The 17,562-nt window shown below is 65.0% G+C and carries 11 protein-coding genes; 6 read left to right on the top strand and 5 right to left on the bottom strand.

Going from position 1 to position 17,562, the window contains the following annotated elements:
- Positions 1-91: 91 nt before the first annotated feature.
- The 3 genes from DVB37_RS17290 to DVB37_RS17300 all read right to left on the bottom strand — a co-directional run bounded on the left by DVB37_RS17290 (position 92) and on the right by DVB37_RS17300 (position 6,692).
- On the bottom strand, positions 92-3,550 hold the full coding sequence (locus tag DVB37_RS17290; protein ID WP_120156305.1) for a T6SS effector BTH_I2691 family protein: 3,459 nt from the start codon (positions 3,548-3,550) through the stop codon (positions 92-94).
- Positions 3,547-4,506 (bottom strand): hypothetical protein, encoded by a 960-nt coding sequence (locus DVB37_RS17295; RefSeq protein WP_120156306.1) that lies wholly within the window; start codon positions 4,504-4,506, stop codon positions 3,547-3,549. Before DVB37_RS17295 ends, DVB37_RS17290 begins: the two co-directional genes overlap by 4 nt.
- 113 nt (positions 4,507-4,619) lie before the next feature.
- Positions 4,620-6,692 (bottom strand): type VI secretion system Vgr family protein, encoded by a 2,073-nt coding sequence (locus DVB37_RS17300; RefSeq protein ID WP_120156307.1) that lies wholly within the window; start codon positions 6,690-6,692, stop codon positions 4,620-4,622.
- 622 nt (positions 6,693-7,314) lie between these two features.
- On the opposite strand from DVB37_RS17300, the gene DVB37_RS17305 reads away from it, so the two are divergent.
- The 4 genes from DVB37_RS17305 to DVB37_RS17320 all read left to right on the top strand — a co-directional run bounded on the left by DVB37_RS17305 (position 7,315) and on the right by DVB37_RS17320 (position 12,374).
- A complete protein-coding gene (locus DVB37_RS17305) occupies positions 7,315-8,733 on the top strand; it encodes a carboxylesterase family protein (RefSeq protein WP_120156308.1) in 1,419 nt (472 codons plus the stop codon).
- A gap of 153 nt (positions 8,734-8,886) precedes the next feature.
- Positions 8,887-9,861, top strand: coding sequence for a tripartite tricarboxylate transporter substrate binding protein (locus tag DVB37_RS17310; RefSeq protein ID WP_240433912.1), 975 nt, complete (start codon positions 8,887-8,889; stop codon positions 9,859-9,861).
- 170 nt (positions 9,862-10,031) lie between these two features.
- Positions 10,032-11,426 carry an amidohydrolase gene (locus DVB37_RS17315; RefSeq protein ID WP_120156309.1) on the top strand — a complete coding sequence of 465 codons (1,395 nt, stop codon included), beginning with the start codon at positions 10,032-10,034 and terminating at the stop codon, positions 11,424-11,426.
- Positions 11,427-11,570: 144 nt separating this feature from the next.
- The gene (locus DVB37_RS17320; RefSeq protein ID WP_046805357.1) at positions 11,571-12,374 is read left to right on the top strand and encodes an aspartate dehydrogenase; all 804 of its coding nucleotides are present in this window, start codon (positions 11,571-11,573) and stop codon (positions 12,372-12,374) included.
- A 3-nt stretch (positions 12,375-12,377) separates the two neighbouring features.
- Here the strand turns inward: DVB37_RS17320 and DVB37_RS17325 are convergent, their stop codons facing one another.
- The gene (locus DVB37_RS17325) at positions 12,378-14,225 is read right to left on the bottom strand and encodes an ABC transporter ATP-binding protein/permease (RefSeq protein ID WP_046805358.1); all 1,848 of its coding nucleotides are present in this window, start codon (positions 14,223-14,225) and stop codon (positions 12,378-12,380) included.
- 132 nt (positions 14,226-14,357) lie between these two features.
- Positions 14,358-15,245, bottom strand: a complete 888-nt coding sequence (locus DVB37_RS17330; RefSeq protein WP_046805359.1) for a LysR family transcriptional regulator — start codon at positions 15,243-15,245, stop codon at positions 14,358-14,360.
- Positions 15,246-15,361: 116 nt separating this feature from the next.
- Here DVB37_RS17330 and DVB37_RS17335 point away from each other — a divergent pair, with 116 nt between their 5' ends.
- Both DVB37_RS17335 and DVB37_RS17340 read left to right on the top strand, forming a co-directional pair.
- Positions 15,362-16,264: an amidohydrolase gene (locus DVB37_RS17335; RefSeq protein ID WP_120156310.1), complete on the top strand. Its 903-nt coding sequence runs from the start codon at positions 15,362-15,364 to the stop codon at positions 16,262-16,264.
- 65 nt (positions 16,265-16,329) lie between these two features.
- A complete protein-coding gene (locus DVB37_RS17340; protein ID WP_120156311.1) occupies positions 16,330-17,319 on the top strand; it encodes a tripartite tricarboxylate transporter substrate binding protein in 990 nt (329 codons plus the stop codon).
- The last annotated feature ends 243 nt before the right edge of the window (positions 17,320-17,562 follow it).

Consider the following 17,562-nt stretch of genomic DNA (forward strand, 5'->3'; position numbering starts at 1 on the left):
CTTATGCTTGGTGTCACCACAGGTGGGTCACCAGGCCCCGGCAAATCGCGTTTCCATCCCGCACACTGCGGAACAAGTTTGGATCGCGCCATTAAGCCACCTCCGTCATTGTGATGCTGGCATAGCCGGCGACATCGTCCTTGTCACACCAATAGGCGATGCTGACCGTAGCACTCTTGATTCCGTGTAGGGGTTCGAGCCAGTATTTGCAAGCTAGAACTGGCGCTTCCTTAGTCGGCAATACATGGCCTTTAGGCGTCAACCATCGAAACTCATCGAGAGCCGGAGCACTTAGGGCGCTGTTGTGATGAACGGCCTCGAGCACGCCTTCCATCGCCGCCGGAGCGTGTCGTCCGACTTTGTCTATCCCGAAGCACTCTACAAGTAGCTTGAATTCATAGCGTGACACCTCCGGATCGAAGCCGGGCAGGACGATTCGATAGCCGAGCTCGGAGCGCGACTCCATGCCGCCCGACGCCTGGATTTGCAATATGTCGGCCGCCAGAAGCGACTCGACGTCCATCGGCCGCACGACCGAACGAAAGCCGAGGATCGCCTCCATACCAATAAGTGCGGCATTCAGTTCCGAAATCGCGGCATCCATTTGATCTGCCGTCAGCCAGCGGAAGTTAGGCTCTGCCTGACCGAAATACGAACGACGAGCCCATAACTCCAGGGCATCTGACTCTCGCGCTTTTGCACTCTGCGACAAGATGAACGCTAAAAGCCCGACCGCTATGCCGATGCCTAGCGGTCCCATCAACACCGGCTTAGTCGCGGCCCCGATCAGACTAAAGAAAGCTCCACCAAACGAGGCTAGCCCAGCAAATGTGTATGTCGTCCTTGCTTTTCCATCCCTAACAGCAGCTGCTCGCCCTCCCGCCGCAAACGCACCCACCCCATCCGCCACTCCCCCCAACGCCGCTATCGCCCCACCCGCTTTCACCAACCCCTTCCCCAACCCAATCGCCTTCGCGACCACGCCCAGCTCCGCATTCGCAATCCTCCGCATAAACGGCTGGACCGCCTCGCCTGCCACACTGACCGCCAACCCGCCCGCCTCGACACCCGCGCCTAGCATGCCGATGCCCGCTCCGTACAACGCAGCCATCGCCTCTGCATGCTCCGCGCCCACCGCGTTTCGAGCGGATTCCAGGCTGGTTTGTACGCTGTCGTGCAGAAAGTAGAGGCTGACGAGCGATAGCGCGCCGTAGCCCGAGCCTACCGACAGACGCTTCAAGCTGACGAAGCCGTTCTTGGCGAATTCTCGGGCTTGTTCGGCGGTCAGTTCCAGACCGATCAGCAGGTCGGCCACCGGGGCTTCCAGGTGATGGACGCCTATCGACAGTCTTCGCATCAGGCCGCCCGCCATGGCGCGCGTACTGTGCGTGACGTCATCAATGGCCGCTTGCATGCTGTGCGCGGCGTCTCGCGCTGCGTCGGACACGTCCGCCGCGCCGGTCCTCATTGTTTTTATTCTCTGGGCGATATCCTCCGCGCTGCCTTCCATCCAGATCGTCACGTCGACCAGCAGCTTGTGCAACGCAGGGTCCGGGATGCTGATCAGGCCGGCGAAGATGAAAGCGCGTACGCGGCGGCCGGTGTTTTGGTTCAGGGATTCGCCGACGCGTTGCAGTTCGTCGGCGTAAATGGCGAGGAGTTCGCTGACCGTCAGTTGGATCACGACCTGCGTCATTTGCGCACCACGGTACAGCCAGGCGCCGCCGACGTGCACGGCGTTGACGGCCGCGCGGGTGGCGTCGTTTAACTGGGCGTGAAGTCGGCTGCTGGCGCCGTGCACGGCGGCCAGCAGCTGGTCCGCGGCGTCCGCCGCCAAGCCTTCGCGCCAGGCGCCGATCTCTTTGCTGCTGACCAGGTTTTTGACGGCGTCGAAGTATTTCTTCGCGGCGTCGTTGGCCCCGCCCCCAGCCCCTGCACTGAACAGGGGCAGAAAGCTGGATTGCAGATCGCTGCGTTGGCCGTTCAACGCCAGATAGACGGCGCTGTGGGGGTCGGACAATAGCTGCTTCCAAGCCTGCGATGTGGGACCTGGATTGTCGGTGCGGGCGGGATCGGCAGCACCACCCGTATGTCCGGCAGTCGGCGGATTCGCCGTCGCAGCCGAACTGGCGGCGGCGGAGGAAACGCCGCTACCCGCAACGGCGAGCGGCACAGACGCCGCATCGGTAATGCCGCCGTCCAGGCACGCGCTGACCATCAGCAGGCGCAGGCGGCGCGAGCGTTCATCGGTGTCGCTGTAATCCAGGTCTACCACCCGCTTCCAGGCTGCGCCGCGCACAACCTGTGCCCAGTCTTCGCCATAGGCATCGATGATTGCCTCCAGCCGTTTGGACTCCTTGTCATAGCTCGCTTGAAAACTGGCGCGGCCCTTGCGGCCTAGCTCGGAGGGCGGGTCAGATTCCCAATAGCGTTCCTTCAGCCGATCCATCCGCTGCTCGGTCTTGTAGGCGATGCGTTCGCGGCGCTCCAAGGCCAGATCCCGGAAGATCGGCGCCATGCCGGATTCGCTGGGCATCGTGTCCAGCATGTAGGTGGGGCTGTCCGGTATCTCGGCATCGGCCTGGGCGGCGTAAAGCTGTTCAATGCCCAGCAAACATTGCGAGGTCAGATACGCATAGCGCCGCTGCGGCTCTTCCGCCCACATGCGCTTTTGCGTGTAGGCGGCCAAACGGAAGTTGTTCAGTTCCTGCGCCAGGCCCACCGGGTCGGGCAGGATCAGCCCGGGCACGCCCTTGGCCAGATCATGCTGAAGCTCCATCAGCCTCAGATAGTTGCGCATGCCCGTAGCCTGCAATACCCGCGAATGCCAGCCATGAACGCTGCCAAAATCACGGACGGCGTGGCTGTACTCTGCTATGTGTCGATCGATGCGGTGAGCGTGTTCCAGCGCCAGCGCCGCGCCTCCCGCCGTGGGCTCTTTGCGCAGCTTGGATAGGTCCAGGATGACAAAGCGCAGTGCGTGGTCCGAGTTGGCTGTCGCCTGTTGGGCACCAGCGACTGCATGTGCCGCGCGTGCCGTCCCGTGTGACGCGCCCGCTGCCGGCTGTGAGGCCCCCGCTGCCTTCGCGGCACCCGCGCCGGTCTTGTACGCGTCCAGCACAGCCACGGGCCACGGGTCTTGCGCGTACGCGACCCAGGCTGTCGTGTACATATCGACGTCGATACCGATAAAAGATGCCGGCAGATCGTGCGCGCTTTGGACGCAGCGTTCGGACAAGAGCGCGGGTGGGCCCTTGGCCATCTCGTAAGGGTCGAATTGACGCAGGTGACCGGCGTCAGTGACTTCGTACGCCTGCCAGACCTCATGGTCCAACAGCACGTAGACGTAACCACTACGTAGAATGCGCAGCGACTGTTGCAAGTCGGGGTGCGTCGTTGCGCCGTGCCTGTGCAACGATGCTGCCTTGGGAATGACGGCCGGGCGCAGCAACAGGATCGGGATGCCGGTGCGCCGGCAGGCGGGGCAGCTGCCCAATGGCAGGGGCGACGTCTCTTGGGCGGCAATAGCTAATTGGCTGCTGGTGGTCATGGCGGGGAACCTACTTGGTCAAGATGGGTGGCAATGCGGTGCCAGGCATGGTCGCCATACGCAGCCAGCACGGTGGACGCACCGCCGGGCGCTGCACGGGCAAGTGCGAGTCGCAGCGGTTCGTAATCGAGTAAGCGCGGGTGTATTGCGGCTTGATGCAGCGCCAGCACGATGATGTCCCGGGTATCTGACAGCCCGGCTTCCCGGGCTTGGCGTATCCAGCGAAAGGCTTGTGCGGCGGCCTGCGGAGGCAATAGCGAGGGACCTTGCCAGCGACCCGGTGCGTACGACAATGGCAATTGCAGCGATCGGCGCCAGGCCGACAGCAGTTGCGCAATTAGCGGCGCGTCACGTTGAGTCTGTCGGGCAAGCGCGGGGAGCTCGGCGCCAATGCGCCCGACGCCAATCCCGACATCAATCCCCGTACTGCGCTGGAAACCATTCACCATCGCAAGCGATCCCCAACTGCTAGGCAACAACCACGTGCGTATGGGCCACATCAGCGGCCCCAGCGTTTCAGCGTGGATGGACGCGGCCAGCAGTTCCAGGCGCAACGGTTCAAACCATGGCGACATTCCGCGCGGGGAATCGGCCGAAAAGTCCATGCAGCGCGCGGCCACGTGATCGGCCAACGTCTGCCCGTCCAGGGGACTGAGCAGGCAGCCGCACACATAGCGACGGCGGCGGGCGGCGTCCGCCTGCGCAAGGCGTTGGGCCAGCCCCATGAGTTCGGGCGCGGGCACATCCGCACTTCCCGCCAACCGGACCAGCACTGGGCATGCCTTTGGCGAGTGGGCCAGGTCGGGGCGCGCGACGGTCGTTAGCGCATCGGCGCCCAACATCTTGGTCAACGACGCAAGACTCAAACCATGCTCCGGCGCGCAGTCCGCCAGGGGATTCAACAACAGGTAGACGCTGTCATCCGCTGCGCGGCGCGCTGCGACCAGGGCGGCCATCGTGCCTGGCGTCGGGGTGTCTGTCGGCATCATGCGTGCCGCGGGCCGGACCGCCCCCTTCGTAGCCGCCTTCGTAGCCGCCGTCATATTGCCCGGCGTCACCGTGCGCCCCGTCATCGCGCGCGTTCCATGCAATCGTCCAGCAAGCCTTCGACGACATCGCCCGCCATCGACAGCGAATTGCCGCCGCCGCCCGCCTGCGCCACCGGGCCTTTTAGGTTGATGGCAAGTGCTTCCAATGTGATGCCGGAACCATTGATCGTGATGGTGCCGCCCGGCCCCTTGATCACCACGCTTTGCGCGGCCTGCAATTCCAGCGTGACCGTCTTGCCCTCGATCCGCTCGCCTGCATGCACCTGGAAATGCCCCTGCACCTTATGTTCCACATGCCCGCCCGTTTCGATCCAGTGATTGGCCACCGTCTTGTCGCGGCGGTTGTTGCCCACGTCTTCCGTGCGGTCCCGGCCGGTGGCGATGGTGTGGTTGCGGTCGATGGTCAGGAAGTCGTCCTGGCCGATGGTGTGGCGGCGGTCCTGGCCGATGTGGACCTGTTCATCGCTGCCCACCGATTCGCTGCGGTCGTGGCCGATGGTGATGGTTTCGTCATGCTCGACCTGTTCGCTGCGGTCGTTGCCGACGAAGGTGGTCTCGTTGTGGTTGACGTGGATGTTCTGGTCTTTTTGCGCGTGAACGTAGATCTCTTCCTGATCCCGTTCATCCTCAAAGCGCAGCTCGTTATAGCCCTCGCCCTTGTGCGTCTGTCTTTTGATCGTCATGCGCGTTTTGTGGCGCGGCAGCTCGTAGGGCGGCGGGTTGATCGACCGGTGCGTTCTGCCCGTGACGATCGGCTGCGAGCTATCGCCATCCAGAAAGCTGACGATGACTTCCTGGCCGATGCGCGGGATGGCCATGTGGCCCCAGCCCGCACCCGCCCAGTTCTGCGACACGCGGATCCAGCACGAGCTGTGCTCGTTGTTCTGCCCCAGCCGGTCCCACGGAAACTGCACCTTGATGCGGCCGAATTCGTCGCAATAGATTTCTTCATTGGGCGGGCCGACCACGCTGGCGATCTGCGGGCCGTCCACGCGCGGCTTGCGGCTGGGCGCGGGTTTCCAGTCGACCTTGTCGGGCACGATGTCGGCGGTGTAGCCGTAGCGCGTGCCTTGCTCGGCGCCCGCGCCGTCTTCTTCCTGGCTGCTGTGCTGGATGCCGTGGTGGCGCATGCGCACCGGGCGCCAGCCGTGGTTCCAGTCATCACGCGGGTGGCCGGTCAGGTCGAACGCCACGCCGGGAATCAGTCGCGCATCGTCGCCGTGCACCTGGGCCATGCGCGCATCGCGGCGCAAGCCCAGCAGGCGGCTTTGCGTGAAGGGTTTGCCGGCCTCGTCGCGCTTGTAGCGGCCGGGGTAGTTGTAGCGCTCGTAGCGGCCGTCTTGGTGTTGCAGGTCGGTGGCGACCTGCGTGTGTTCCTGGTCGTACTGCGGGTGTGTGTAGGTGTAGTCGCGTTGCGTCTGGCGGGCGGTGCGTAGTTGTTCGGTGTAGATGAAGCGATGCAATGCGGGCTGGTGTTGATCGCCGCCTGGCGTGGGGTTGTAGAGGACCGGCCCGCCGGCGATCTCGCCATGGATGTAGATGCGGTCGCCGTGGATCAGGCGGTGGGAATTTTCGGTATGGGCGTAGCGGTGGAAGTAGCCCTCTTCGGCGGCCAGGCGCGCCACGAAATCCAGATCGGTTTCGCCGGCCTGCACGCAGTATTCACGCACCAGGTGGTGGTGGGTGGTGACCTGTTCGTAGTCGGTAATGCCATGGCGCTTGAAGACATCGGCCAAAATTTCCGGCACGGACAGTTGCTGGTAGATGCGCCAGTCCGAACACAGCGCCGCGCGCGCCAGCGACGGTTCGACCACGCCGCGGTAACGCGTACGCCGAAAGCCGGTGTCGCCTTGCTCGAAGGCGGTGACGATGCCATGCACGTGGCGCACGGGCACATCGCCCCGCCATAGCGTGAACAACGCTGTCTGATCCAGCAGCGCGCCAAAGTCGATGGCGGGGTCGAAGCTGGATAGTTCAAGGTCCAACCGATAGGTCTCGGATAGCGCCTCGTCCAGCGTGAATTCAATAACGTCGAACGCCACGCCACGGGCAGCGGGCACGAAGGTAAAACGCAGGTCGGATGAGTGGGCCATGGGGATCCTGGAATAAGTCCCCACAGCTATGCAACATCCATGCCAACTTTCACGGCGTCCGGTTAAACCCAATGCTTTCAGCGACTTAGGATTTCGGGCGCAGTGCGAACGGCGAAGAAATGGACCTGGTTATGGCCAAACGCGCCGAAAGCCGTGAAAACACAGGTTTTCCTCGCTAAAACCGGCTTGTTCTGCAATAAATCAGGCCAGATCTGGCTCGAAGTTTTGCAAGTGCCTGATTCCTAAGGAGGTTCACTGGGCCAGAATTGGCCCGATCGGGTCAATTCTGGCCCGCGCGACGGTGGGCGGTCTTAGTCCGGCATGTCCTTTTACGCCGCTCTTTTACGCTGCTCTTTGACGCCGCCCATTTACGCTGCCCATTTACGCTGCCCATTTACGCCGCCCTTTTACGCTGCCCTTTTACGCTGCCCATTTACGCCGCCCTATTTACGCCGCCCATTTACGCCGCCCTTGCCTCCCGGCTGGCCATGCGGGTTTCGCATGGCCTCGATCAAAACCGGCATGTCCGCCGCGCCGCTTTCGTCCCTACCATAGGCCTGCTATCCCGACGCCGGCAGCTTGGCGCCATATGAACAGCAACCACGAAAAGACAGGGGCAACGATGAATCAAACCGTCCACGCGACGCTGCCGGCAGGCACGCTGACCGGTGTGCAGGAACGCGGCGGCGTGTGCCGCTTTAGCGCCATTCCCTATGCGCGGCCGCCGGTGGGCAAGCTGCGTTTTGCGCCCCCTGAAGCCGCGACCTGGCAAGGGGATCTGGATGCCACGCAGCCCGGCCCCGTGGCGCCGCAACTGCCGTCGCGCCTGCGCGATGCCATGGGTGACTTCAACGCGCCGCAATCCGAAGACTGTCTGCATCTGACGGTATGGACGCCGGGCGCGGACGGCGCGCGTCGCCCGGTCGTGGTGTGGCTGCATGGCGGCGCTTGGCAAAGCGGCGGCGGCGCGCTGGACTGGTATGACGGGTCCGCCCTGGCCGCTCGTGGCGACGTGGTGGTGGTGGCGGTCAACTACCGGCTGGCCGCGCTGGGCTGGCTGTACGTGCCGGGTCAGACCGCGAACGTGGGGCTGTTGGACCAAGAGGCCGCCATCGATTGGGTGTTTGACAACATCACGGGACTGGGCGGCGACCCCGAACGCGTCACGGTGATGGGACAGTCGGCCGGCGCGTCGTCGATCTGCGCAATGCTGGCGCGCAAGCCGCGCTTCTCGCGCGCTATCTTGCAAAGCGCCGCGCTGGGCCGGGGGTTTCGGTCGGCGGCACAGGCGCAGGCGCTGGGCCAGGCCTTTCTAGAGGCGGCCGGCGTCGCGTCGCTGGACGCCGCGCGCGCGCTTCCCGTTTCCGCTTTGCTGGCCGCGCAGCAATCGCCCGCGGTCGCGGAGGTGTTGCGGGCCGAAGGAAGCAGCCGCAGCCAGTTCTGCCCGGTGTTGGACGGGCACGTGCTGCCCGAGGACATCGCGCCCGCGCTACAGCGGGCCGCGTCCCGCGCCGACGTGCTGGTGGCGTACACGCGCAATGAAATGGCGGCCTTTCCCGGGTACGTGGCGAATGCAACAAGGGCCGAAGCGCAGGCGACGACGGATAACCACGCCCGCGCCCACGTCGACTCCAGCCACGTCGGCAATGTCAGCCCCGGCCACGTCGACCCCAGCCGGGTCGACCACGTCAAGCCGGGCCACGTCGACCACGTCGGCCCCGCCCTTGACGACCCCATCGGTGATCAGGTGTTCGGCGCACCGTCACGCGCGTGGGCGCGGGCGGCGGTCACGCAGGGCCGTCAAGCCTGGCTGGCGCGCTTCGACGTTGCTCCGACCGCGCGCTTCAAGGCGTGCCACTGCATTGAACTGCCCTTCGTGTTCGACACGGTATCCGCGTTCGGCGACGCGCCGATGCTGGCCGGATTGGACGCGGACCACGCGCAGCGCCTGACCGCGCAGACGCAGCAGGCATGGCTCGCGTTCATACGCGGCGACGCACCCGATTGGCCGATGGCGCCGCACCTGCACGTCTTTGCCTGAAGGCTGATGTCGGGCGCCGGATGCCACACGCCGGATGTCACATGCCAGACGCCACATGCCAGATGTCACTGCCGGATGTCACATGCCAGACGCCACATGCCTGACCTTTGACGCCGAACATTCTGTACACACCTACAACACAAGGGGAATTCCATGATTAAGCACATTGCGCCGATGCGCACGTTGGCACTGATGCTAATGCTCGCGATGCTGACGCCGCTGGCCGCGCAGGCCGCCTATCCCGACAAGCCGGTCAAGATCATCGTGTCCAATCCGCCCGGCGGCCCGGTGGACGTGATGCTGCGCGTGCTGGCCAGCAAGCTGGGCGCGGCGTGGAACCAGCCCGTCGTCGTCGAGAACCGCCCTGGCGCGTCCGGCATCATCAGCACCGGCGCGCTGGTGAAGTCCGCGCCCGACGGCTATACGCTGGGCATGGTGGTGGCCTCGTCCGTGACCATCGTGCCCTTCGCTGTCGACAGCCTGCCTTTTGATACGCAAAAAGACTTGCAGCCGATTTCGCTGGTGGCGCGCACGCCATTCATCTTCATCGTGCCCAAGGACAGCCCGCTTAAGACCTGGGACGACTTCGTGCGCGAAAGCAAGACGCGCAGCCTGAGCGTCGGCTCGTTTTCCATCGGCACCGCGTTTCATCTGGTCTGGGAACAAACCGCGCGGCGCGCCGGCATCCGCGCGTTGTACGTGCCGTCGTCCTCGTCAGGCAAAACGCAGAACGATCTGATAGGCGGTCAATTGGACGTGGGCCTGGACGCGCCATCAAGTTCCAAGGGCTTGATCGACAGCGGCCGTTTGCGCGCGTTGGCAATCACCAGTCCGGAACGCTTTGGGGGCCTGCCGGACACGCCCACGTTAAAGGAGTCCGGCTTGAAGGATTACGCCCCGCAACCCTGGATCGGCTTGATGGCCCCCGCCGGCGTGCCGCAAGACCGCGTGGCGCTGATTCAGAAATCGGTGGCGGACATTCTGAAAGAACCGGCGATGCGCGCGCAGATGGAAACATTGGGCATGATTCCAATCGGCAGCACGCCGGAAGAACTGGCGGCCACGATCAAGGCGGACCGAGCCGACATGGAGCCGCTGATCAAGGAGCTGGGCATCAAGCTGCAATAGAAAATGCGGCGGTCGAAAATTTGGCTCGTCCAACCTTTCACCGCCGGAAATTCCACCTTTCGGAATCAAAACGGTCGGAATTTAATCATCCGTAACAAACACGCCGGCCGCGTGGCGCTTGGGTAAGATCCTTGTCCAATAACAGGTTAACAACCACGAGGAGAACACCCATGCAGTCTCGCAACATGCGATTCCGGTTGGCGCCGCTGGCCCTGGCCGCCCATCTGCTGATGAGCGGCCCGGCAGCCGCGCAAAGCGCCCCCGGCACGCAAGGCCCGCTGGCCCCCGCCCCCAACGCCGCGCTGTCCGAACAGATCGACACCCGCGCCCGCGCCATCGAGGACAAGCTCATCGCGTGGCGCCGCGACATTCATCAACACCCCGAACTCGGCAACCAGGAAACGCGCACGTCCAAGCTGGTGGCGGGCCACCTGCGCGCGCTGGGCATGGATGTGAAGACCGGCGTGGCGGGCACGGGGGTTGTCGCCGTGCTCAAGGGGGGCAAGCCCGGCCCCGTGGTGGCGTTGCGCGCCGACATGGACGCGTTGCCCGTCAAGGAACAAGTCGACGTACCCTTTGCGTCGAAAGCCAAGGGCACGTACCTGGGCAAGGAAGTGGACGTGATGCACGCCTGCGGGCACGACACCCACACGGCCATCCTGATGGCCACGGCCGAAGTGCTGGCCGGCATGAAAGACCAGCTGCCCGGCAGCGTGAAATTCATCTTCCAGCCCGCCGAGGAAAGCCCGGCCGACTTCGAACCGGACGGCAAGAAGATCTGGGGCGCCAAGATGATGGTGCAGGAAGGCGTGCTGGACAATCCCAAGGTGGACGCCATCTTCGGCCTGCACGTGTCCAGCGCGTATCCGGCCGGCTGGTTGTCGTGGCGCAGCGGCCCGGCCATGGCCGCCGCCGACCAGTTCTGGATCGACGTCACCGGCAAGCAGACGCATGGCGCGCGCCCGTGGTCGGGCATCGACCCTATCGTCGTCAGCTCGCAGATCATTCTGGGTTTGCAGACCATTCCCAGCCGCCAGATCAACAGCATGCTGGAGCCGGCCGTCATCACGGTGGGCGCCATCCACGGCGGCAATCGCATGAACATCGTGCCGGACAGCGTGGCCATGACGGGCACCATCCGCACCTACGACGAAGGCATGAAGAAGGACATCCACCAACGCATCGCGCGTACCGCCGACATGATTGCGCAAAGCGCGGGCGCCAAGGCCGATGTGCGCGTGGTGGAACTCTACAACGCCACCGTCAACAACCCGGCGTTGACCGAGAAGATGGGCTCGACCTTGCGGCGCGTGGCAGGCGAAGGCAACTATGGCTTGCAGCCCAAGTCCACCGCGTCCGAGGACTTTTCGTTCTATCAAGAGAAGGTGCCGGGCATGTTCTTCTACCTGGGTGTCACGCCCAAGGGCACCGACGTGGACAAGGCCGCGCCCAACCATTCGCCGCGCTTTTACGTGGATGAATCCGGCCTGATCAACGGGGTGCGCGCGTTGTCGAACCTGACGGTGGACTACATGGCGCGCGCGCAACAACAATCCGGCAGCTGAGCCGGTAGCCTGCGGTCGCTACGCATTGACGCCCGCCCGGGCGCTGGATAAAGTGGCTGGCAACCTTGCGCCATCGGCATCGATGGCGTTCTTTTTTCTTGGCCCGGCTTGCGGTGCGCCGCAGCCCTACCTTCCGGATTCACCATGAACAGCTACCGCGTCGGCATCGCCGGCTTCGGCGCCATCGGCCAGGCCGTGGCGCAATCCCTGGATGCCGGGCTGCCCGGCCTGACCCTGTCCGCCGTCGCGGTGCGCGACCCCAAGGCCGCGCCCGACTTCGCCTGGACCCAGGCGGCCCCCAGGTTCACCACGCTGGACGCCCTGCACGAGCATTGCGACGTGGTCGTTGAATGTGCGCCCGCCGCCGTGTTTCGCAGCATTGCCGAACCCGTGCTGCGTGCCGGCAAGAAGCTGGTGGTGCTCAGTTCCGGTGCGCTGCTGGCCAACGAAGACCTGATCGACGTGGCGCGCCAGCATCACGGGCAGATCCTGGTGCCGTCCGGCGCCATCCTGGGGCTGGACGCCATTACGGCAGCCGCCGAAGGCGTCATCCATTCCGTCACGATGATCACCCGCAAGCCGCCGCGCGGCCTGCTGGGCGCGCCTTACCTTACCGACAACAACATCAGCCTGGACGACGTCACCGAACCGCGCTTGATCTTCCGCGGCTCGCCGCGCGATGCCGCCACGGGCTTTCCGGCCAACCTGAATGTGGCGGTCAGCGTGTCGCTGGCCGGCATCGGGCCGGACCGCACCACGCTGGAAATCTGGGCCGACCCGTCGCTGGAACGCAACGTGCATCGCGTGGAAGTCGTGTCCGACTCGGCAAATTTTTCGATGGAAATCCAGAACATCCCTTCCGCCAATCCCAAGACCGGCCGCATCACCGCGCAAAGCGTCGTTGCCGCGTTGCGCAAGCTGACGGGGCCTTTGCGCGTGGGCACGTAAGCGTCACGCCGCCTCGCGCAGCGGCGCGCCCTGCGGCGGGCCATACGGGTCCATCGGCCCGATCGGTCCCATCGTCCAGCCGCCCGCGCCGTCCAGTTGCAACCGGTGCGTGTGGAACGGGTCCAGCGTGCTGCGATGGCCCACGCTGACCAGCATGCAATCGGGCAAGGCGCTGCGCAGCAGGCTGTATAGCGAATGTTCCAGGCCTTCGTCGGTCGCCGATGTGGCTTCGTCCAGGAACACGATGGCCGGTCGATTGAACAGCACGCGGGCAAAGGCCACGCGCTGCTGCTCGCCAATCGACAAGATGCGTGACCAATCCGCAACCTCGTCCAGCCGTTGGCTCAAGTGGCCCAGGTTGACCTGATGCAGCGCCTGGGCCAGGCGCGCATCGTCTTGCGGCTGCGCGTGTCCGGGATACGCCACGGCACTGCGCAGATCGCCCAGCGGCAGATACGGCCGTTGCGACAGGAACAACGCCGACGCGCCTTCCGGCCGCCGCACCTGGCCCTGTGCATACGGCCACAAGCCCGCCAGCGCGCGCAGCAATGTCGTCTTGCCGCTGCCCGACGGCCCCTTGATCAGCAGGGTCTGGCCAGGCCGCAGGCGCAAGGTCAGCTCGCGCAGCAAGGTGCTGCCGTCCGGCCGCCTGACCGTGACGCCATCAATGTCCAGGCCGTTGGGCAAGGGTTCGGTATGCACCGTCGGCAGCGCGCGCGCCGCTTCGTTGGCATCCAGGAAGCCGTTCAGCCGGTCCAGCGTGGCGCGGTACTGCGCAAAGGTGTCGTACGACGTGCGAAAGAACGACAGCGCGTCCTGCACCTGCCCAAAGGCCTGCGACGTTTGAATCACATCACCCAGCTTGATGGCGCCGCTGAAGAAACGTGGCGCCTGCAAGATAAACGGAAACACCACGGCCACCTGGCTGACCGACAAGTTGAACCCGTCGAACTTCAAGCCTCGGTACACGCGTGCCCACAGGTTGACGATGTAGGCGGAAAACCGCTGCAACAGGTTCCGGCTTTCTACGGCTTCGCCTTGATAGAACGCGACGTTCTCGGCGTTTTCGCGCAGCCGCACCAGCGCATAGCGGAAATTGGCCGTCAATCTTTCAGACAGAAAATTCAGGCGGATCAGCGGGCGGCCGATCTTGAAGGCAAACCAGGTTGCGACAATTACGTACAGGAACACGACGAAGACCATCGCGCGCGGAATCTCCACGCCCGCCACCGTCAGCGGCCCGGACAGGCCCCACAAAATTCCCGTGAACGCCACCAGCGACACCATCGCGCTTAACGCGCCGATGGCCAGCGTGCGCGAGCCCGTCACGAACATGGCGATGTCTTGCTCGATGCGCTGGTCGGGGTTGTCGACCGGCTCTTCAACAAAGTGGCCTCGGTAGTACGCGCCCGCGCCCAGCCAGTCGCGCGTCAGCCGGTCGTTCAGCCAGACGCGCCAATGAATGTCGAAGGCCTGGCCGGCGTAGCTGTCCGCCAGCGAGCGCACCACGTGCACACAGGCCAATACCGAAAAGATGCCCAGGAAGCGCCAGAAGGCGCTTTGGTCCAGCGCTTGCAACGCGCTGTAGAAGCCGTTGTACCAAAACGAAAACAGCACCGTCATGCGCACGGCAGCCATCGCCAGCAGCAACAACAACGCCAGCATCAGCAGCGGCCGCCAACTGCGTCGAGGCGTCAGGTACGGCCATGCCAGGCGCCAGAACTTGCGCCCCCAGTCCGTTGTGCGTGCCAGCACGACGGACACGGCCACCAGCACGACGGCCGTGATGCCAAACGCTTGCGCCAGCCAGATGGCGCTTTCCATCAACTGCTGCTGCCAGTTCAAATTCATTGGCGCACCCCATTCGGAACCGTTTCTGGTTAGACGGGACGCATGCGCCGGGTTCCGCGAAAACTGCCGCTTTAAGCGTCGCTTAAGCGTTCTGGCCAGGCAATTGAAGGCGGGTTGAAAGATTGGCGCAAATCAACCTCTGCCCAGGTCCAGATTGGCGAAGACGTCGGCCAGCGTGGGCACGGATCGGGCGGGCCAGATGGCGCTCAGGTCGAAGCTGGGCAGCGCCTGTCCGTCGCGCACTTCGCAAAAGCGGACGCCGCCGAAGTTCATGGTGCGAATCCAGCTGGGCAAGAGCGCCACCCCGCAGCCGCCCGCCACGCACGACAACACGGTCAGCGTGCGGTTGGCCTCTTGCGCGACCTGCACCGCATGCCCGCCCTTGCGCATCGCGTCCATGATGCCGGCATAGAACGCCGGCAATTGCGCTTGCGGATACATCACCAGACCGGCTTGTGCAATTTGCGCCATCGTCACCGTGCCATCGTCCGCCACGTCGAACTCGTCCGGCACTGCCGCCACCAGCCGGTCGCGCAACAGCTGGCGTTCGCGCATGCGCCCGCCCACTGCGACCGGCGTGTGCATCAGGCCGATATCGATTTCGCCGGTTTGTAGCGCATCGGCCTGTTCGGCGTTGCTCATCTCGCGCAGGATCACCCGCACGCCGGGCGCCTGCCGACGCATTTCGCGCAGCGCGCGCGGCAGGGTGTCGAATAGCGCGGAGGACACCAGCCCCACCGTCAACTGCCCCGCGCTGCCGCGCCCGATCTCGCGCGCGCGATGCGCCGCTGCGTCGATGCGGGCCACGCTGATACGCACGTCCTCCAGGATGGCCAGCGCGGCGGGCGTGGGCGCGGCGCCCTGTCGCGAGCGGTCGAAAAGGCGCACGCCCAGGTCTTTTTCCATGCGGCCAAGCGCCTGGCTCAGCGCCGGCTGCGCGATGCCCAGCCATTCCGACGCGCGGCTGACGCTGCCATGGTCCACCACCGCCAGAAAATAGCGCAGGTGTCGGGTTTCCATATTGATCCGATATATAAAAAGCGGTTTTAGCCAATAGAAAACTATACCCGCGCTGCCTAGAATCCGCCTCATAGAACAGCGCGCGGCCACGCCGGCGCACAAAACAGGAGACCGCGTTGCCCCCGTCCCCCCTCGGCGTTGCCGTCGATACCCATGCCCATGTTTTCCGGCAAGGGCTGGCGCTGGCGAACGCCCGGCGCCACACGCCCGATTACGACGCCACGCTGGAGCAATACCTGGCGCTGCTGGACGCCGATGGATTGAGCCACGGCGTACTGGTGCAGCCCAGCTTCCTGGGCACCGACAACAGCCATCTGGTGCACGCATTGCGCGCGGCCCCGCAGCGCCTGCGTGGTGTCGCCGTCGTGTCGCCCGAGGTCACCGACGCACAGTTGCAGGCACTGGCCGACGCCGGTGTCGTGGGGATGCGGCTGAACCTCATCGGCCTGCCCTCGCCCGACCTGCAAGCCGCCGACTGGCAGGCTTTGCTGGCCCGGGTCAACGCGCTGGCCTGGCATGTTGAAGTGCACATGCAAGCCGGCAGGCTGCGCGAGGTGTTGCCCGCGCTGCTGGCCGCGGGTTGCCGCGTGGTTGTCGATCATTTCGGTCGGCCTGACCCGGCGCTGGGCGTGTCGGACCCGGGCTTTGCCTACCTGCTGCAACAGGCCGAAAGCGGGCAGGTATGGGTGAAGCTGTCGGCGCCGTACCGGAATTGGCGGGTGGCGGATAGCACTGACCGCAGCGATGCCACCGCGCCCACCGGCCCCACCTTTCGCCCCGGGATCCCCGATTACGGCGTTGCCGGCCGTCAGGCTGCCCAGCTTTTGCTGCGCGCCTATACGGCCAAGCGTCTGATGTGGGGTAGCGACTGGCCACACACCGAACACCGCCACCTGGCGTCCTACCCGGCTGCGACGCAGTGGCTGGACGGGTGGATCGACGATCCCGCGCAGCGACGCATCGTGCTGGCGGACACGCCGATGCAGCTATTCAACATCCAAAGCCAGAGCCAAGGCTAGACCCACGGCCAGGCCCAAGGCCAGAACCAAAACCAAAACCAGATCCAACTCCCAGGAGACAAATCATGACCCCCTTCATCAAACGTCTGGCGCGTAGCAGCGCCATGCTGGTCGCCGCCGGCCTGCTGGCGGGTGCGGCCGCGACCGCATCCGCCGCCTACCCCGAGCGCGCTGTCACGCTGGTGGTGACCTACCCGCCCGGCGGCACGGTGGACGTGGTGGCGCGGCTGATCGGCCCCAAGCTGGCCGCCGAACTTGGCCAGCCCGTGGTCATCGAAAACCGCGGTGGCGCGGGCGGCATGATCGGCGGCGCGGTCGTCGCCAAGGCGCAGCCCGACGGCTACACGCTGATGCTGGACGCGTCCAACCACGCGCAGAATCCCGCGCTGCATTCCAAGATGCAGTTCGATACGCTGACCGCTTTCGCGCCCGTGTCGCTGCTGCTGCGCGTGCCCAACGTGCTGGTCGTCACGCCGTCGTACGAAGTGAAGTCCGTGGCCGACCTGATCAGGCTGGGGCAGCCCGGACAGAAAGAGCAGGTGTACTTTGCATCGGCCGGCCCGGGGTCGGCCCAGCACTTGGCCGGCGAACTGTTCAATCTGCTCGCCAAGACGCATTTGCAGCACGTGGCCTACAAGGGCGGCGGCCCGGCCATGATCGATGTCATGTCGGGCCAGGTGCCCGTGATGTTCGCCAGCATGGGCTCGGCCTGGCAGCACGTGAAAAACGGCAAGCTGCGCGCGGTGGCGGTCGGCGGGCTGGAGCGGTCCAAGACGGCACCCGACTTGCCCACCATCGCGGAATCCGGCGTGCCGGGCTACGAGACGTATGAATGGAACGCGGTGTTCGCCCCCGCTGGCACGCCGCCGGCCATCGTCGACAAGGTGTCGCAAGCGTTGGCCAAGGTGCTGCGCGACCCGGCGATTGCCGAGCAGCTTGCCGGCATTGGCGCGGAGCCCATCGGCTCGACGCCGGCCGAACTGGACACGTTCCGCCGCGCCGAAATCGCCAAGTGGCAGCGCGTGGTCAGCGAAGCAAATCTGAAACTGGATTGATGGCGGGGCGGGCCATCTTGCCCGCCCCATCGCTACATCGCCGCATCGCTACATCGCCGCATTGCTACACCGCCGCATCGCTACACCGCTACACCGCTACATCGCTGCATCGCTGCATCGCTACACCGCTGCACCGTTACATCGCTATACCGCCACACCGCTGCACCGCCACACCGCTGCGCCGCTACACCGCCACGCAGCAACACAGCAACGCACCCCAGCCGCCCAGCCCCCCAGCGCCCC

The organism is Achromobacter sp. B7, from assembly GCF_003600685.1.
Taxonomy (GTDB): Bacteria; Pseudomonadota; Gammaproteobacteria; order Burkholderiales; family Burkholderiaceae_B; genus Achromobacter; species Achromobacter spanius_B.